The sequence below is a fragment of the Candidatus Margulisiibacteriota bacterium genome (assembly GCA_018822365.1).
In the GTDB taxonomy this organism is placed as follows: Bacteria; Margulisbacteria; WOR-1; order O2-12-FULL-45-9; family XYB2-FULL-48-7; genus XYB2-FULL-45-9.
Map to the genome: position 1 here is coordinate 1 of JAHJKL010000030.1, position 16,473 is coordinate 16,473.

Annotated in this window: 18 protein-coding genes and 1 tRNA gene; all 19 read left to right on the top strand. The window is 54.4% G+C overall.

Annotation, left to right across the window (positions count from 1 at the left end):
• Positions 1-174: 174 nt before the first annotated feature.
• The gene (gene rpmG, locus KKF06_01895) at positions 175-324 is read left to right on the top strand and encodes a 50S ribosomal protein L33 (protein MBU1616519.1); all 150 of its coding nucleotides are present in this window, start codon (positions 175-177) and stop codon (positions 322-324) included.
• A 23-nt stretch (positions 325-347) separates the two neighbouring features.
• A tRNA-Trp gene (locus KKF06_01900) sits at positions 348-418 on the top strand.
• 15 nt (positions 419-433) lie between these two features.
• Positions 434-619: a preprotein translocase subunit SecE gene (gene secE / locus KKF06_01905; protein MBU1616520.1), complete on the top strand. Its 186-nt coding sequence runs from the start codon at positions 434-436 to the stop codon at positions 617-619.
• Between the two features lie 10 nt (positions 620-629).
• Positions 630-1,238 carry a transcription termination/antitermination protein NusG gene (nusG, locus tag KKF06_01910; GenBank protein MBU1616521.1) on the top strand — a complete coding sequence of 203 codons (609 nt, stop codon included), beginning with the start codon at positions 630-632 and terminating at the stop codon, positions 1,236-1,238.
• Positions 1,239-1,248: 10 nt separating this feature from the next.
• The gene (gene rplK, locus KKF06_01915; GenBank protein MBU1616522.1) at positions 1,249-1,677 is read left to right on the top strand and encodes a 50S ribosomal protein L11; all 429 of its coding nucleotides are present in this window, start codon (positions 1,249-1,251) and stop codon (positions 1,675-1,677) included.
• Complete coding sequence (gene rplA, locus KKF06_01920; protein MBU1616523.1) at positions 1,674-2,369, top strand: 50S ribosomal protein L1; 696 nt, start codon at positions 1,674-1,676, stop codon at positions 2,367-2,369. Before rplK ends, rplA begins: the two co-directional genes overlap by 4 nt.
• Positions 2,369-2,899 carry a 50S ribosomal protein L10 gene (rplJ, locus tag KKF06_01925; protein ID MBU1616524.1) on the top strand — a complete coding sequence of 177 codons (531 nt, stop codon included), beginning with the start codon at positions 2,369-2,371 and terminating at the stop codon, positions 2,897-2,899. The genes rplA and rplJ overlap by 1 nt, the downstream gene beginning before the upstream one ends.
• 3 nt (positions 2,900-2,902) lie before the next feature.
• On the top strand, positions 2,903-3,280 hold the full coding sequence (gene rplL / locus KKF06_01930) for a 50S ribosomal protein L7/L12 (GenBank protein MBU1616525.1): 378 nt from the start codon (positions 2,903-2,905) through the stop codon (positions 3,278-3,280).
• A complete protein-coding gene (gene rpoB / locus KKF06_01935) occupies positions 3,280-6,558 on the top strand; it encodes a DNA-directed RNA polymerase subunit beta (GenBank protein MBU1616526.1) in 3,279 nt (1,092 codons plus the stop codon). Before rplL ends, rpoB begins: the two co-directional genes overlap by 1 nt.
• Complete coding sequence (rpoC, locus tag KKF06_01940; protein ID MBU1616527.1) at positions 6,548-10,699, top strand: DNA-directed RNA polymerase subunit beta'; 4,152 nt, start codon at positions 6,548-6,550, stop codon at positions 10,697-10,699. Before rpoB ends, rpoC begins: the two co-directional genes overlap by 11 nt.
• Positions 10,699-11,088, top strand: coding sequence for a 30S ribosomal protein S12 (gene rpsL, locus KKF06_01945; protein ID MBU1616528.1), 390 nt, complete (start codon positions 10,699-10,701; stop codon positions 11,086-11,088). The genes rpoC and rpsL overlap by 1 nt, the downstream gene beginning before the upstream one ends.
• Entirely contained in the window at positions 11,081-11,551 is a 471-nt protein-coding gene (gene rpsG, locus KKF06_01950; protein ID MBU1616529.1) for a 30S ribosomal protein S7, read from the top strand. The genes rpsL and rpsG overlap by 8 nt, the downstream gene beginning before the upstream one ends.
• 6 nt (positions 11,552-11,557) lie before the next feature.
• Positions 11,558-13,636 (top strand): elongation factor G, encoded by a 2,079-nt coding sequence (gene fusA / locus KKF06_01955; GenBank protein MBU1616530.1) that lies wholly within the window; start codon positions 11,558-11,560, stop codon positions 13,634-13,636.
• Positions 13,637-13,639: 3 nt separating this feature from the next.
• Entirely contained in the window at positions 13,640-13,951 is a 312-nt protein-coding gene (rpsJ, locus tag KKF06_01960; GenBank protein MBU1616531.1) for a 30S ribosomal protein S10, read from the top strand.
• An 11-nt stretch (positions 13,952-13,962) separates the two neighbouring features.
• Positions 13,963-14,502: a 50S ribosomal protein L3 gene (rplC, locus tag KKF06_01965; protein ID MBU1616532.1), complete on the top strand. Its 540-nt coding sequence runs from the start codon at positions 13,963-13,965 to the stop codon at positions 14,500-14,502.
• Between the two features lies 1 nt (position 14,503).
• Positions 14,504-15,073 carry a 50S ribosomal protein L4 gene (gene rplD, locus KKF06_01970; protein ID MBU1616533.1) on the top strand — a complete coding sequence of 190 codons (570 nt, stop codon included), beginning with the start codon at positions 14,504-14,506 and terminating at the stop codon, positions 15,071-15,073.
• A gap of 1 nt (position 15,074) precedes the next feature.
• The gene (gene rplW / locus KKF06_01975; GenBank protein ID MBU1616534.1) at positions 15,075-15,356 is read left to right on the top strand and encodes a 50S ribosomal protein L23; all 282 of its coding nucleotides are present in this window, start codon (positions 15,075-15,077) and stop codon (positions 15,354-15,356) included.
• Between the two features lies 1 nt (position 15,357).
• Positions 15,358-16,188, top strand: a complete 831-nt coding sequence (gene rplB / locus KKF06_01980; GenBank protein ID MBU1616535.1) for a 50S ribosomal protein L2 — start codon at positions 15,358-15,360, stop codon at positions 16,186-16,188.
• Positions 16,188-16,472, top strand: a complete 285-nt coding sequence (rpsS, locus tag KKF06_01985) for a 30S ribosomal protein S19 (protein MBU1616536.1) — start codon at positions 16,188-16,190, stop codon at positions 16,470-16,472. Before rplB ends, rpsS begins: the two co-directional genes overlap by 1 nt.
• Position 16,473 lies beyond the last annotated feature (1 nt).

Genomic DNA, 16,473 nt, shown 5'->3' on the forward strand with positions numbered 1-16,473 from the left:
AAATACCTTATTGACAACTTTTTCCGATTGCAGTACAATAATATAGTTAAGGTACCGTTTGGGATAACGAGCCAGTCCTTCTGCCGATGAATTAGAAGGATCACAAATCTCCCTATTTTTCCCCGATGAAGTCGGGGAGCGGGGGAGTTTGTGTTTTTTTTATGGGAGTAAACGATGCAGGAAATTATTACGCTTGTTTGCGGTGAATGTAAAAGAAAAAATTACACCACTACTAAGAACAAGAAGAACACTAAAGAGAGGATCGAGTTGACGAAGTATTGCAAGTGGGACCGGAAGCATACAGCGCATAAAGAGGAAAAATAATTTCTCTTTGTCGGCAACGCTCTGGGAGTGTCGGTTAATGGCAAACCACTGGTCTCCAAAACCAGGACTGGGGGTTCAAGTCCCTCCACTCCCGGTTTTAAATTATTGAATGAAAAATAAGATAGTTAATTACTTTAACGAGACTCTGGCGGAAATGAAGAAGGTCGCCTGGCCGGATCGGCAATATGTTACCGCGGCGACCGTGATAATTTTAGTGATCGTTCTGATGACCGGTTTTTTTGTGTTGTTCGTCGATTATGTGCTCGGTTCGGTGTTTAAATTAATATTGGGTTGATGATTAAATAATGAATGATAACCAAGAACATTTGACAAGTGAGCCAGAAGAGAACGCGGCCCCAGCACCGGAAGAAGTAAAACCGGCGCCGGCTGGCGATAAAAAGTGGTATGTGATCCAAACCTTGACCGGCCAGGAAGACCGGGCCAAGCTGGCAATTGAACAGGCGATCGAATCCGAAGGTTTAAAAGATAAGATTATTCAGGTCCTGGTCCCGATTGAGGAAACAATAGAGATCAAAGGCGGCAAGCGCTATGAACGCATCCGCAAGATGTTCCCCGGTTACGTTTTCCTCGAGATGATCCTGGACGAAGAAACCTGGTACGTGATCCGGCAGACGACCGGCGTCGCCAGATTTATTGGGACTAAAACGCAGCCAACCCCGGTATCCGACCGGGAAATGGCCCGGGTCTTGAAACAGCTTGGTAAAGAAGAAAAACTGGAAGTCTTTTTTGAGAAGGGTGAGGCGGTCAGGATCATTTTTGGTCCGTTCCGCGGCTACACCGGCAATGTCGATGAGATCAATCCGGAAAAAGGGAAGCTCAAAGTCCTGATCAATATTTTTGGTCGGGACACGCCGGTCGAGGTCAATTTTGAGCACGCCCAAAAATTAGTCTGAAGGGAAGGCCATGGCAGCTAAAAAAGAACTTTTAACTAAAGTAAAATTGCAGATCAAAGCGGGAGCCGCTAATCCCGCCCCTCCGATCGGTCCCGCGCTCGGCCAGCACGGCCTCAACATCATGGAATTCTGTAAACAATATAATGCCGCGACCAAAGATAAAGGGGATATGGTCATCCCGGTCGAGATCTCGATCTTCAAGGACCGCTCCTTTACCTTTATATTAAAGACCCCGCCTGTGGCCGACCTTTTAAGAAAAGCGGCGGGCGTGGAAAAAGGGTCCGGCGTTCCCAACAAGAACAAAGTAGGCGCCGTCTCCAAAGCCAAGGTCAAGGAAATTGCCGAACTTAAATTGCCCGACCTCAATGCCAACGACGTCGAAGCCGGGATGAAAATTGTTGAAGGGACCGCCCGGAGCATGGGGATAAACGTACAATGAGCGGAAAAAAATTCAACGAAAAGAACAAACTGGTCAATAGCGACAAAAAATATACCCTCCAGGAAGCGGTTGCCATGTTAAAGCAGACTGCCTGGGCCAAGTTTGACGAAACAGTCGACCTGGCGATCAAGCTTGGGGTCAACACCACCAAGAACCCCTCGATCCGCGGCGCTGTTTCCCTCCCTTCCGGGAGCGGCAAAAGCAAAAAGATCGCGGTCATTACCAGCCCTGCCGGCGTCAAAGAGGCCGAAAAAGCCGGCGCGGCCGTAGCCGGTTCGGAAGACCTGGTAGAAAAGATCAAGGGGGGCTTCCTCGATTTTGATATTCTGATCGCTTCACCAGATATGATGGTCTCGGTCGGCAAGCTTGGAAAAATGCTGGGCCCCAAAGGGCTGATGCCTAACCCCAAGACCGGCACTGTCACAGAGGATGTGGCTAAGGCGGTCGCGGAATTCAAAGGGGGGAAAGTTGAGTTCAAGATGGACAAAGGCGGCGCGGTCCATATGGTTATCGGGAAAGTTTCATTCGCGCCTGAAGCGCTGATCAAGAATTTTAAGACCTCGCTGGAAGCGATCAACCGCCAAAAACCTTCCGGGCTTAAAGGTGTATACATCAAATCTATCACCCTTTCCTCGACGATGGGGCCGGGGATCAAGCTGGACACGCGTAAAACTTTGGAAGAGGTTGAATAATGAGCGAAAAAGCGATCGCGCGGAAAAAAATTGTTGTCGATGACCTGAAGGACCGGATCTCCAGATCCAGCTTGCTGGTGATCACCGATTATGTTGGCTTTACCGTCAAGGATCTGACCGGTTTGCGCAAGAAACTCCGGCCCACCGGCGGCGAGCTGAAGATCATCAAGAACACCCTGATCCACCGGGCGGCGAGCGAATGCGGCTATGATGGGCTGGAAGACAAGCTCAAAGGTTCTACCGCTTTGCTTCTGGGCTACGACGATCCTGTCGCCCCGCTCAAGGTCATGGTTGAATACTTTAAAGAGATCGAAAAAGGGGCGATGCGCGCCGGGATCGTCAGCAAATCTGTTTTTGACGAAAAGCAGCTCAAAGAAATATCCAAGCTGCCGCCGCGCGATATTCTGCTCGGTAAAGTTGTCGGCGGCCTCCAGGCGCCGATCTCCGGTTTGGTTAACGTCTTGCAAGGTCCGATCAGGAAACTGGTCTACGCCCTGCAAGCGATCAAAGACAAGAAAGGAGGGGAATAAGAAATGTCAAAAGTACAGGAATTGATCACGTCAGTTGAGTCGATGACCGTTCTCGAACTGTCCGAGCTGGTGAAAGCCCTTGAAGAAAAGTTCGGGGTAACCGCCGCCGCTCCGATGATGATGGGGGGTGGGATGATGCCGGGTGCCGGCGCCGCCGCTGAAGCTCCGAAAGATGAGTTCGACGTCGTGCTTACCGCTGCCGGAGACAAGAAGATCCAGGTGCTCAAGGTTCTCCGCGAGCTGACCGGTCTTGGTCTCAAGGAAGCAAAAGATCTCGTTGACGGCGCGCCCAAGACCGTCAAAGAGAAAATAAAGAAAGAAGAAGCTGAAGAGATTAAAAAGAAACTCGAAGCTGAAGGGGCAAAGGTAGAGATCAAATAATGACTGGTAGAAGGAAATTTTTTCAAACACGAAGCAGAAAGGTCATTGAGCCGCCGGATCTTTTGGAACTGCAGAAGGATTCTTTCAAGTGGTTCCTGGAAGAAGGGCTGCCGGAAGAATTAAGGCTGGTCTCTCCCATCAAAGGTTATCAGGGGGGATTGGAGCTTTCGTTCACCGGTAAGTGCAGCTACGGCAAGCCAAAATACCCGACTGAAGAGTGTTTGATCCGGGAAACGACTTATTCCGTGCCAATGAAGGTTGAAGCTCGTTTGCTCAACAAGGAGACAAAGGAGATCAAGTCGCAGGAAGTGTTCATCGGCGACCTGCCGATGATGACCGATCGCGGCACTTTCATTATTAATGGGGCGGAACGGGTCATTGTTTCCCAGCTGGTCCGTTCTCCCGGCGTTTATTTCCGCGAATCAAAGCGGAACGAGCGGACCGGGAAGGTCATTTTCTACGCGATGGTCGTTCCCGACCGCGGTGCCTGGCTGGAGATCGAAACGGACGCTTCCAATTCGCTCTCGGTTAGGATTAACCGTGCCCGCAAGATCCCGATAACCATGTTCCTGTCAGCGATCGGCGCGACCGAAGAAGAGGTCCTCAAAGCTTTACCGGAAGGGGAGCATCGGCGCAAATCCCTTAAGGATTGCCCGATCCTGCCGCGCGATGAAGCGCTGATCGAGATCTACAAACGGCTCCGCCCGGGAGATCCGGTAACCCAGGAAGGGGCTCAGGTTTATCTGAACAATCTTTTCTTCAACGCCAGACGCTATGACCTGGGGAAGGTCGGCCGCTACAAGCTGAACCGCCGCCTCACCGTCAAGATCGAAGAAGACAAGACCATGCTGACCAAGATCGACATTTTGGCCATGGTCGAAAATCTGGTAAGCATTAACAATGGCGACGGTATGCCTGACGATATCGACCACCTTGGCAACCGCCGCATCCGCGCCGTCGGAGAGCTTTTGCAGCGCCAGATCCGGGTCGGTTTTGCCCGGGTTGAAAAGCTGGTCAAAGAGCAGATGATGATCAAAGGAGCGGAGCCGCTGACCCCGGGACAACTGGTCAATGTCCGGCCGCTGCAAGCGGTGATCAAAGAATTTTTCGGCTCCAGTCAGTTGTCGCAATTCATGGACCAGACCAATCCTTTGGCCGAATTGACCCACAAGCGGCGTTTGTCGGCCCTTGGCCCCGGCGGTTTAAGCCGGGAGCGGGCGGGCTTTGAGGTCCGCGACATCCATCCGTCCCACTATGGCCGCATTTGTCCGATCGAAACACCGGAAGGTCCGAACGCCGGTCTGATCGGCTCCCTCTCGACCTACGCGAGGGTCAACAAATACGGTTTTATCGAATCCCCTTACCGCAAGGTGGAAAAAGGGCGGATCACCAATAAAGTAGAATACCAAACCGCTGACGTCAGCGACTTTTTCAGGATCGCTTCGTTCGACGTCAAGCTGGACGACGACGGCAAGATCACCGACAAGAATTGCACCGTCAGCTATAAACGCAAATTTATTCTGGCGACCCCGGACGAGATCGACTACATGGCGGTCGCCCCGGAGCAGATCATCGGCGTGACCACCGCCATGATCCCCTTTGTTGAACACGACGACGCCAACCGCGCTTTGATGGGGGCCAACATGCAGCGCCAATCGGTGCCGCTCCTTTCCCCGGAAGCCCCAATCGTTGGGACCGGCTGGGAAGCTCGGGTCGCCAAAGATTCCCGTTCGCTGGTTACCGCCAAGAACCCGGGCAAAGTTATCAGGGTTGATGCCAATGAAGTGGTTATCCAGCGCGACAACAAAACCAAAGATACTTACAAGCTGACCAGCTTTGGCCGGAGCAACCAGGATACCCTGGTCCACCAGCGGCCGCGCGTCAAACTTGGCCAGTCGGTCAAAGTTGGCGAACCGGTCGCCGACAGCTCCGCGACCAAAGACGGCGAACTGGCGCTGGGCAAAAATTGCCTGGTCGCCCTGATGCCGTTCGAAGGTTTCAACTATGAAGACGCGATCATTCTCTCCGAACGCCTGGTCAAAAAAGATGTTTTCACTACCGTCCATATCCAGCGGCTGGAAGTCGAGGTCCGTGCCACCAAGCTGGGAATGGAAGAGATCACCCGCGAGATCCCCAATGTCGGCGAAGAAGCGATCGCCAATCTCGACGACCGCGGAGTGATCGTCGCCGGCTCCGAAGTTGAACCGGGCGATGTCCTGGTTGGCAAGGTTACTCCAAAGGGAGAAACCGAACTGCCGGCCGAAGAAAAGCTCCTTCGCGCCATTTTTGGCGATAAGGCCCGCGATATGCGCGACACCTCGCTCCGCGTTCCGCCCGGAGAGACCGGAAAAGTTATCGCGGTCCGCTCTTTTTCCCGCGAGAACGGGGATGAGCTGCCGCCGGGAGTGCATGAACTGGTCAGGGTTTATATCGCTCAATTGCGCAAGATCAGTGTCGGTGACAAGATCGCCGGACGGCACGGGAACAAAGGGGTTGTCGCCAAGGTCCTGCCGGAAGAAGATATGCCTTACCTGCCGGATGGTACCCCGGTTGATGTTATTTTAAACCCGTTGGGCGTTCCTTCCCGTATGAATATCGGCCAGATCTTTGAATTGATGCTTGGCCAGGCCGGCTGGTCGCTTGGCCGGAAATACGAAATGCCCCCGTTTGACGAAGCGTTTGAAGAGAACGCTTCGCTCAACACGATCGAGAACGAACTGCAGGAAGCTTCGACCCGCAAAGATTTTCCGTGGGTCAACAAGAGCGGAAAAGTCGATCTGATCGACGCCCGCACCGGCCGGCCGTTTGGCCGCAAGGTCGCGGTCGGCAAGATGTACCTGATGAAGCTGATCCACTTAGTTGACGACAAGATGCACGCCCGCTCGACCGGCCCTTATTCGCTTATCACCCAGCAGCCGCTGGGGGGTAAAGCCCAGTTCGGCGGACAGCGCTTCGGAGAAATGGAGGTCTGGGCCCTTTACGCCTACGGCGCCGCCCACACGTTGCAGGAGATCCTGACGATCAAATCCGACGACGTGGTTGGCCGCTCCCGCGCCTATGAAGCGATCCTCAAAGGTAAATCAATGAGCAAACCAGGCATGCCGGAGTCGTTCAAAGTCCTGCTCAAGGAATTGCGCGGATTGGCTCTCGACATGAAGACCGTCACCCGTGAAGGCAAAGAGATAAACATTGACGAAGATACCAGATCAGCGCGCGAGCGAACGCCGCAGATCTTTGGCCGATCACGGTCATCAGGAGGAGAGAAACTTGCCGATTAGAAAACCGGAAGATAAAGAATTTGATTTCATTAAGATCGGTCTGGCTTCGCCGGAACAGATCCTCTCCTGGTCGCACGGGGAAGTAGAAAAGCCGGAAACTATCAACTACCGGACCTTTAAGCCTGAACGCCGCGGCCTGTTCTGCGAAAAGATCTTCGGGCCGGCCAAAGATTGGGAATGCCACTGCGGCAAGTACCGCCGGGTCCGCTATCGCGGGATCGTTTGCGAACGCTGCGGAGTGGAAGTCACGACCTCGCGCGTCAGACGCGAGCGGATGGGGCATATCAAGCTGGTGGAACCGGTCGCCCACATCTGGTTTTTGCGCGGGATCCCGAGCTACATCAGCCTCCTGCTTGACATCTCGACCCGGGCTCTGGAAGAAGTTATTTATTATGACGCGTTCATCATTACCGAAGTTGAAGACGACGTTAAAGGACTTAGGGTCGGCACCGTTCTTCGGGAGGCCGACTACCAGGAAGCGACCGAAAAATACGGCGACAGCCTGAAGGCCGAGACCGGCGCCCGGGCGATCAAAGAGCTTTTAAGCCGGATCGACATGGGGGTCCTGGTCGCCAAACTGCGCCGCGAGCTCAAGGGGGCGGTCGGCCAGAAGCGGATGAAGATCATCAAACGGCTCCGCATTGCCGAAGCTTTCCTGAAATCGAACAATCGCCCCGACTGGATGATCATGACCAACGTCCCAGTCATCCCGCCCGACCTGCGCCCCATGGTCCAGCTCGAGGGGGGCCGTTTTGCCACCTCAGACCTGAACGATCTTTACCGCCGGGTCCTTAACCGGAACAACCGCTTAAAGAAGATGATCAACATGGGGGCCCCGGAGATGATCATCCGGAACGAAAAGCGGATGCTCCAGGAAGCGGTTGACGTCCTGATCGATAACGGCCGCCGCAAACGGGCGGTCACCGGCTCTACCGGCCGGCCTCTTAAATCCCTGACTGACGGGATCGAAGGGAAACAAGGGCGCTTCCGGCAGAACCTGCTCGGCAAACGGACCGACTACTCCGGCCGATCGGTAATTGTCGTCGGCCCAAGCCTGAAGCTGCATCAGTGCGGTCTTCCCAAAGAGATGGCGCTGGAGCTGTTCAAGCCTTTTGTGATCCGCAAGCTGGTTGAGCGGGGGATCTCCCAGAACGTTAAATCGGCCAAGCGCCTGATCGAACGCCAGGACGTTATTGTCTGGGACCTGCTCGAAGAGATCATCAAAGGGCATCCGGTCATGCTGAACCGCGCCCCAACTCTCCATCGTTTAAGCGTCCAGGCTTTTGAACCGATCCTGGTCGAGGGGAAAGCGATCCAGATCCATCCGCTCGTTTGCCCGGCTTTCAACGCCGACTTCGACGGCGATCAGATGGCGGTCCACGTGCCGCTCCTTCCCGAAGCCCAGGTCGAGTGCCGCATTTTGATGCTTTCATCCAACAATGTCATGTCGGCCGCTTCGGGCCGGCCGGTGATCACCCCGACCCAGGACATGGTTCTCGGGACATATTACCTGACCGTTGATAACGACAAAGAAACCCTTGGCAAAGATATTGTTTTTTCCGGTGATCGCGAAGCGATGGTCGCCAACGACCTGGACCAGGTCCATCTGCACGCCCCGATCAAGGTCCGGCGGCATGGCGAGATCGTCGAAACGACCGTCGGCCGGGTCAAGTTCAACTACACGCTGAACCGGGTCTTGCGCAACCGGGGAATTACCGCGGAATATCCTTATCTCAATAAAGTTCTGACCAAAAAAGAACTGGAAAAGCTGATCACCGACTGCTACTCCCGCTTCGGCTCCGCCGTTACCGCGGAGATCGCCGACGAGATCAAGCGGCTCGGTTTCAAGTACGCGACCCTGGCCGGCGTTTCCATTTCGACCGAGGATCTCAATGTTCCCAGGCGGAAGAAAGAGATCATTGAAAAAGCCAACTCGCAGGTGGAAAGCCTGGAGAACATGTTCCGCAACGGCCAGCTGACCGACAAGGAAAAATTCATCCGCTCGCTCGATATCTGGAGCAAAGTGACCGAAGAAGTGACCGAACTGATGCTGGCCGACCTGGACAAGCTCAACTCGGTCTACATGATGGCTTTCTCCGGCGCCCGCGGCAATGTCCAGCAGGTCCGCCAATTGGCCGGTATCCGCGGCTTGATGGCCGATCCGTTCGGCAACATTATTAACATTCCGATCAAATCTAACTTTAAAGAAGGGTTGAGCATTACCGAATACTTTATTTCATCGTACGGCGCGCGCAAAGGGCTGGTTGATACCGCTCTGCGCACAGCCGATTCCGGTTACCTGACCAGGCGTCTGGTCGACGTCGCTCAGGACGTTATCGTGACCGAGCCGGATTGCGGGACCAAGGACGGCATCGAGCTGATCGCGATCCGCGAAGGCTACGAGATCGTTGTTCCCATCTCTCAGCGTCTTGTTCATCGGACCCCGACCAAAAATGTCGTCGACCCGCTCTCCAGCAAGGTTTTGGCCAAAGCGGGAGAGATGATGGACGATGAGACCGCGGCCAGGATCGAAGCGGCCGGGGTAGAAAAAGTCGAAGTTCGCTCGGCGCTAACCTGCCATACCAAGAAAGGGCTCTGCCAGAAATGCTACGGGCTCGATCTTTCGACCATGAACCTGATCAACGTCGGCGAAGCGGTCGGGATCATTGCCGCTCAGTCGATCGGCGAACCGGGTACCCAGCTGACCATGAGAACCTTCCACATCGGCGGCGTCGCTCTCCATAAGACGACCAAGACCGCCATCAAGATCAAGCATACAGGAACGATCCATTTTGGCGAAGGGTTTGAGCTCCGGACCATTTTAGACGAGTTCGGGACCAAGCGGAAAATGGTGACCCGCAGCGCTTCCGCCTTCGTCAAGGTCAAGGATAAAAAAGAGGAATATCTCCTGCCGGTCGGTTCCATTTTGCTGGTCGCCGATGGGGATAAAGTCGAGGCGAACCAGACGGTCGCCGAATTTGACCCGTCTTATGAATATGTTATCGCCAGTACCCAGGGGAAGGCCAAGTACATCAACCTGGAAGTCTCCAGCAAACGCGGCGAAAGGACCAACAAGAAAGACGGCGAGATCTTTACTTATAATCCAAAGGTCAGCAAGGAATATGCCATTCCCAAAGATGCCCAACTGTTCGTCAATGTCGGCGACAAGGTCAAGATCGGCGACGAGATCGCGACCGGAGTGGTCTGCAAGATGAACGGGGTGGTTTTGGAAGCCAAAAAAGACTATGCCATTGTTGCTCCCGGCGAGCTTTACCTGATCATTGCCGGGTCGAATGTCTACATTGAAGACGGGGACGCCGTTGAAAGCCACGACGTTATTGCCAAGGTCGAAGCGATCCGCCGCGACCCGAGCAAAACGCGCGATATTATTCAGGGCCTTCCCCGGGTTGAAGAATTATTTGAAGGCCGCCGGCCCAAAGACCCGGCGATCCTTTCCGAGATCGAAGGGATCGTTGAGATCTCTGAAAAAGAAGGGGCCAGATCGGTCAGGGTCCGCGACAAAGAAGAAGCCCGCGAATATTTTGTCCCTTACGAGACCCGCTTGCGCGTGGCGACCGGCGACAAGGTCCATGTCGGGATGCAGCTGACCGAAGGGACGGTCAACCCGCACGATGTCTTGAGCATCCTTGGTTCCCGCGCCGCCCAGAGCTTTATGGTCGCGGAGATCCAGAAGATCTATCGCTCCCAGGGAGTGACGATCTCTGACAAGCATATCGAGGTTATCGTCCGCCAGATGACCAAGAAGGTCCGTGTTGTCCAGTCCGGGGATACCACCCTTCTTCCCGGCGAGCTGATCGACAACAAGACCCTGGGGACCATCAACGATGGGTCCAAGGGTGAAAAGGCCGAGGCCAACGAGGTCTTGCTCGGCATTACCAAAGCGTCGCTTTCGACCGAAAGCTTTATTTCTGCCGCTTCATTCCAGGAGACCGCCAGGGTCTTGACCGAAGCGGCGGTCCAGGGAAAAACCGACGAGATGTACGGTCTCAAGGAGAACGTGATCATCGGCAAGTTGATCCCGGCGGGGACCGGTTTCGAAGATTACCGATATATCGAATTAGTTCCGACGGCCGGGACCGTTTCCGAGCTCGAGGAAGAAGTTAAGCAGGAGGAGGAATAATGCCGACAATCAATCAATTGATCAGAAAAGGGAGGGGCTCTAAGAAAACCAGGAGCAAGGCTCCGGCGCTCAAGTGTTGCCCTTTAAAACGCGGTGTTTGCACCAGGGTCTATACCACTACCCCCAAAAAGCCCAACTCGGCGCTGCGCAAAGTCGCGCGCGTCAAGCTGGCCGGCGGAATAGAGGTCAGCGCTTACATTCCGGGCATTGGCCACAATCTTCAGGAACACTCGGTCGTTTTGGTCCGCGGCGGCCGTGTTAAAGACCTGCCCGGTGTCAGATATCACATTGTGCGCGGCGCGTATGATACCGCCGGCGTGGAGAAACGGAATCAGAGCCGTTCCAAGTATGGAGCGAAACGGCCGAAGGGGGGTAGCGCCAGTGCCTAGGTATGGAAGGGTCCCCAAACGTAAAATTGTTCCGGATCCAATTTACAGCAGTGCCATGGTCCAGCGTTTTATCAACAAGATGATCCAGGACGGGAAGAAGAGCAAAGTCGAAAAGATCTTCTACGACGCCATGGAAATTGTCGAAGGTAAATTGAAAAAGCCGGCGCTGGAGATCTTTACCAAATCGATCGAGAACCTGACCCCGTTGCTTGAGGTCAAGCCCCGGCGTGTCGGCGGAGCGACTTACCAGATCCCGGTCGAGGTTTCCAAGCTGCGCGGCGAAGCGCTGGCCATGCAATGGCTGCGCGAATCGGCCCGGGAGCGGAGCGGCCGCTCGATGGCGGAAAACCTGTCCGGTGAAATGATCGATGCTTACAACGGCGGCGGCAACGCGATGAAAAACAGGGAAACGCTGCATAAGACGGCCGAAGCTAATAAAGCTTTCGCGCACTTCAGGTGGTAAAAGAAAATGCCTAGAGAATGTCCGATAGAAAAATATAGAAATATGGGATTCGCGGCTCACATTGACGCCGGGAAGACCACGACCACGGAGCGGGTGTTGTTTTACAGCGGCCGGCTCCACCGGATCGGCAATGTTGATGACGGTAATACCGCCATGGACTGGATGGTCCAGGAAAAAGAGCGCGGCATTACCATTACTTCGGCCGCGACCACGACCTTCTGGCGCGACCATCGGATCAATATTATCGATACCCCGGGACACGTTGATTTTACCGTCGAAGTAGAGCGCTCCATGCGCGTTCTCGACGGAGTGGTGGTTATTTTCTGCGCCGTTGGCGGGGTTCAGCCGCAGTCGGAGACCGTCTGGCGGCAGGCAATGCGCTACAAGGTTCCCCGGATGGCGTTTGTCAATAAAATGGACCGGCTTGGGGCCGATTTTTACCGGGTGGTTGGTCAGATCAAGGACCGTCTGCTGGTCAGGCCGGTGGTGATGCAGCTGCCGATCGGCGCCGAGGAGAATTTTAAAGGTGTGGTTGACCTGGTTGAGATGGAAGCGGTTATTTACGACGATGAGCAGGGGATGAAGTTCCATAAGGAGCCGATCCCCGCTGATCTGGCGGACAAAGCCAAACAATACCATGACCAGTTGGTTGAAGCGGCGGCTGAAGCCGACGACGCGACCCTGGAAAGATATTTGTCCGGTACCCCGTTAACCAAAGAAGAGGTCAAAGCGGGGATCCGGAAGCTCACCGTCGACGCCGCCATCGTGCCGGTCTTCTGCGGCTCTTCTTTTAAGAACAAAGGGGTTCAGCCCCTGCTTGACGGGATCGTCGACTACCTGCCGTCGCCTCTGGACAAGAAAGCGGTGGTCGGGACCGATCCGAAAAACGGGGAAGAGATCACCCGCGAACCAAGCGACGAAGCGCCGTTCTCGGCGTTAGCCTTCAAGATCGCGACCGATCCATTTGTCGGCCGGTTGACCTTTTTCCGGGTCTACTCGGGGGTCTTGAGCACCGGTTCATATACTTTCAACTCTTCAAAGGACCGGAAAGAGCGGATCGGCCGCTTGCTGCAAATGCACGCCAACAAGCGCGAAGAGATCAGCGAGATCTATGCCGGCGACATTGGCGCGATCGTTGGGCTCAAAGGGACGATGACCGGAGACACTTTGTGCGATGGCGATAAACAGATCATCCTGGAGTCGATCCAGTTCCCGGAGCCGGTTATTTTTGTGGCGATCGAGCCCAAGACCTCGGCCGACCAGGAAAAACTGGGCCTCTCACTTTCCAAACTCGCGGAAGAAGACCCGACTTTCCGGATCAAGACCGATCCCGAGACCGGCCAGACCATTATTTCCGGGATGGGGGAGCTCCATCTGGAAATTATCGTCGATCGGTTATTACGGGAGTTCAAGGTTGAAGCCAACGTCGGCAAACCGCAGGTCGCCTATAAGGAGACCATCCTTGGTTCAGCCGAAGTGGAAGGCAAATTTATCCGCCAGACCGGCGGCCGCGGACAGTACGGCCACGTCTGGCTGAAGATCGAGCCGCTTGAAGCGGGTAAGGGATACGAGTTCGTCAACAAGATCGTCGGCGGAGCGATCCCCAAGGAATATATTCCGGCGGTCGATGCCGGTATCAAAGAAGCGATGCTGACCGGAGTTCTGGCCGGCTATCCGGTTATCGATATGAGGGCGACCTTGTTTGACGGTTCTTATCACGACGTCGACTCTTCCGAGATCGCGTTCAAGATCGCCGGTTCAATGGCTTTCAAGAGCGGTTTTATGAAGTCAAAACCGATCCTGCTTGAACCGATCATGAAAGTTGAAGTTGTCGTTCCCGAACAGTACATGGGGGATGTGATCGGAAATTTGAGCAGCCGCCGCGGCCACGTTGAGGAAATGTCCCCGCTGGCCGGCATGCAGACGATCAAGTCCAAAGTTCCGCTGGCGCAGATGTTCGGTTATTCGACCGACTTGCGTTCGCTGACCCAGGGACGGGGGAACTACACAATGGAATTCTCTGAATACCGCGAAGTTCCAAACAACATCGCGACTCAAATAATTGAAAAGGCACAAGGGAAGTAAAAAATGAAGAAACAAAGGATCAGGATCAAGTTAAAGGCCTACGATCACCGGGTTCTGGATAAGTCGGCGGAAAAGATAGTGGACACGGCCAAACGGGCCGGGGCGCTGGTTTCCGGGCCAATTCCTTTGCCGACCCAGAAGCAAAAATGGTGTGTCCTTCGCTCTCCTCACGTCGACAAAAAATCAAGGGAACATTTTGAAATGCGGACCCACAAGCGCCTGATCGATATCCTGGAGCCGCCGCCGCAAACGGTTGACGCGCTGATGCAGCTCGACCTGCCGGCCGGCGTGGATGTCGAAATAAAAATGGATTAAGGAAAAAAGATATGCTAGGTATAAAAAAAGGAATGACCCAGGTTTATGACGAAAGCGGCAACCAGCTCGCCGTGACGGTTGTGGAGGCGGGCCCGTGCGTCGTTTCCCAGATCAAGACGGTGGAAAAAGAGGGTTACGCCGCGATCCAGATCACCTTTGGCAAAGTGAAGCGGGAGATCAGGGTCGACGATCCGGCCGAATTTAAAGTCGGCCAGGAGTTCAAGGTTGACGCTTATAAGGCTGGCGACATGATCGAAGTTTCCGGCACCACCGTCGGCAAAGGTTTTGCCGGCCGGATCAAGCGCTACCATCAGCATCGCGGTCCCATGTCGCATGGTTCCAAGTTCCACCGGATCCCCGGCTCCATCGGTTCCGGCACCACGCCGGGACGGGTCTGGAAAGGGAAACAGATGGCGGGACGAATGGGGAATTGTCAGGCGACCAATAAAGGGTTGAAAGTGATCCAGGTTATCCCGGAAAAAAATCTGATCCTGCTGCAGGGTTCGGTGCCGGGCAAACGGGGAAATAAAGTTTTCATAAGGAAGGCATAACGTGGAAAAGAGCAAGATATTCAACGAAGAAAAAAATACCGCGGTCGTGCACGAAGTCGTGCGCTGGCTGCAAGCTTCGGCGCGGCGGGGGACCCATTCGGCCAAGACCCGGACCGAAGTCAGCGGCGGCGGCAAAAAGCCGTGGAAGCAAAAAGGGACCGGACGGGCCCGGGCCGGCAGCAATCGCTCGCCTCTCTGGCGCAAGGGCGGGGTTATTTTTCCTCCCAAGCCGCGCGATTACGGCTACGCTTTGCCGAAGAAGGTTCGCTCTTTGGCCCTGCGGGTCGCTCTTTCGGAGTTTAACCGCGAATCCAAACTAACGGTTGTTGACGACTATAAACTGGCCGCGGCCAAGACCAAAGAAGGGGTCAAGCTGTTGAAGGAGCTTGGGGTCAGCGGCAAGGTCACCGTGATCCACGCTGATCAGGATGACCTGGCCAAATCGGTCCGCAATATCGCCGGAGTGACCGTTGCCCGGGCGATCGACGTCACAGTTATAGATCTGTTGAAATCGAAGTGGCTGGTTATCGATAAGAGATCTGTCAAGATATTAGAGGAGAGATTAAGTTAAAATGGAAGTTGAAAACGTAATTTTAGGAGTGGTCGTGACCGAAAAATCGATGGGGAACCGTCCTCTGGGAGGCTATGTTTTTCGCGTTAATCTTGACGCGACGAAGATCATGGTCAAACAGGCGGTTGAACGGCTGTTCAAGACAAAAGTAAAAGCGGTGAACATGGTCAATGTCCGTCCCAAACGCCGGGTCGTCGGCCGCAGCATCGGCGAAACTCGGAGATGGAAAAAAGCTTATGTGACCCTGCATAGCGGACAAACAATAAAGGAGCTGGAAGCGTAACATGGCTTTGAAGAGAAGGAACCCAACCAGTCCCGGAACCAGATTTCAAATTGTCGACGATTATTCGGATATCACCAAGGATTATCCGGAGAAAAAACTACTGGCGAGAAAAAACCAGAAATCAGGCCGCGACTGGCGCGGTTTTGTTTCCATGCGCCATCGGGGCGGCGGCAACAAAAAACATTATCGCCTGGTCGATTTTATCCGCGACAAGGATAATGTCGCCGCCAAAGTGGTGGCGATCGAGTACGATCCCAACCGGAACTGCCGGATCGCGCTGATCGAATATTCGGATAAAATCAGAAGTTATATTCTGGCTCCGCTCGGGTTAACTGTTGGCGACGACATTATGTCCGGGGCCGAAGCCGATATCAAACCGGGCAATGCTTTGCCCCTGTCGTCCATCCCCATCGGGACCACCGTCCACAATGTTGAGATCGATCCGGGCCGCGGCGGCAAATTGGCCCGCTCCGCCGGCGCCGGATTATTGCTGTTGGCAAAAGAGGGAAATTATGCTATTGTGAAGATGCCATCCGGCGAGCAAAGGATGATCCTTATTTCCTGCCGGGCGACTGTCGGCCAGGTTGGGAATCTGGACGCCAAGAACGTTGTTCTTGGTAAAGCCGGCAAGAAGCGGCACTTAGGGCGTCGGCCGGAAGTTCGCGGCGTTGTAATGAATCCCTGCGATCACCCGCACGGTGGTGGCGAGGGTAAGTCCGGCATCGGGAGAGAACATCCTGTTACCCCTTGGGGCAAACCTACTTTGGGTAAGAAAACTAGAAAAGCAAGACTACGCAGTGAGCGATTTATTCTGTCCAGGAGGAAAAAGTAATGGCGCGTTCGACGCATAAAGGGCCGTTTGTTGAAGAAAAATTGTTGCGCAAGGTCCAAAAGGCCCAGGCGACCAACGATAAAAAAGTGATCAAGACCTGGTCACGGAGCTCGACCGTGATCCCCGATATGGTCGGCCTGACCCTGGCGGTCCATAACGGGAACAAGCATATCCCGATCTACATCACGGAAAATTATGTCGGGCACAAACTGGGCGAATTCGCCCATACCCGGACTTTCCGCGGACACAGTTCGCCGGCCAATAAAACGGAGTCGCCAGCTTAAT

Coding starts and splice junctions, on each gene's coding strand:
- rpmG (MBU1616519.1), top strand. CDS start 175: ATGCAGGAAATTATTACGCTTGTTTGCGGTGAATGTAAAAGAAAAAAT.
- rplK (MBU1616522.1), top strand. CDS start 1,249: ATGGCAGCTAAAAAAGAACTTTTAACTAAAGTAAAATTGCAGATCAAA.
- rpoB (MBU1616526.1), top strand. CDS start 3,280: ATGACTGGTAGAAGGAAATTTTTTCAAACACGAAGCAGAAAGGTCATT.
- rpsL (MBU1616528.1), top strand. CDS start 10,699: ATGCCGACAATCAATCAATTGATCAGAAAAGGGAGGGGCTCTAAGAAA.
- rplJ (MBU1616524.1), top strand. CDS start 2,369: ATGAGCGAAAAAGCGATCGCGCGGAAAAAAATTGTTGTCGATGACCTG.
- rplA (MBU1616523.1), top strand. CDS start 1,674: ATGAGCGGAAAAAAATTCAACGAAAAGAACAAACTGGTCAATAGCGAC.
- rplW (MBU1616534.1), top strand. CDS start 15,075: ATGGAAGTTGAAAACGTAATTTTAGGAGTGGTCGTGACCGAAAAATCG.
- rplC (MBU1616532.1), top strand. CDS start 13,963: ATGCTAGGTATAAAAAAAGGAATGACCCAGGTTTATGACGAAAGCGGC.
- fusA (MBU1616530.1), top strand. CDS start 11,558: ATGCCTAGAGAATGTCCGATAGAAAAATATAGAAATATGGGATTCGCG.
- nusG (MBU1616521.1), top strand. CDS start 630: ATGAATGATAACCAAGAACATTTGACAAGTGAGCCAGAAGAGAACGCG.
- rplL (MBU1616525.1), top strand. CDS start 2,903: ATGTCAAAAGTACAGGAATTGATCACGTCAGTTGAGTCGATGACCGTT.
- rplB (MBU1616535.1), top strand. CDS start 15,358: ATGGCTTTGAAGAGAAGGAACCCAACCAGTCCCGGAACCAGATTTCAA.
- secE (MBU1616520.1), top strand. CDS start 434: ATGAAAAATAAGATAGTTAATTACTTTAACGAGACTCTGGCGGAAATG.
- rpsJ (MBU1616531.1), top strand. CDS start 13,640: ATGAAGAAACAAAGGATCAGGATCAAGTTAAAGGCCTACGATCACCGG.
- rpsS (MBU1616536.1), top strand. CDS start 16,188: ATGGCGCGTTCGACGCATAAAGGGCCGTTTGTTGAAGAAAAATTGTTG.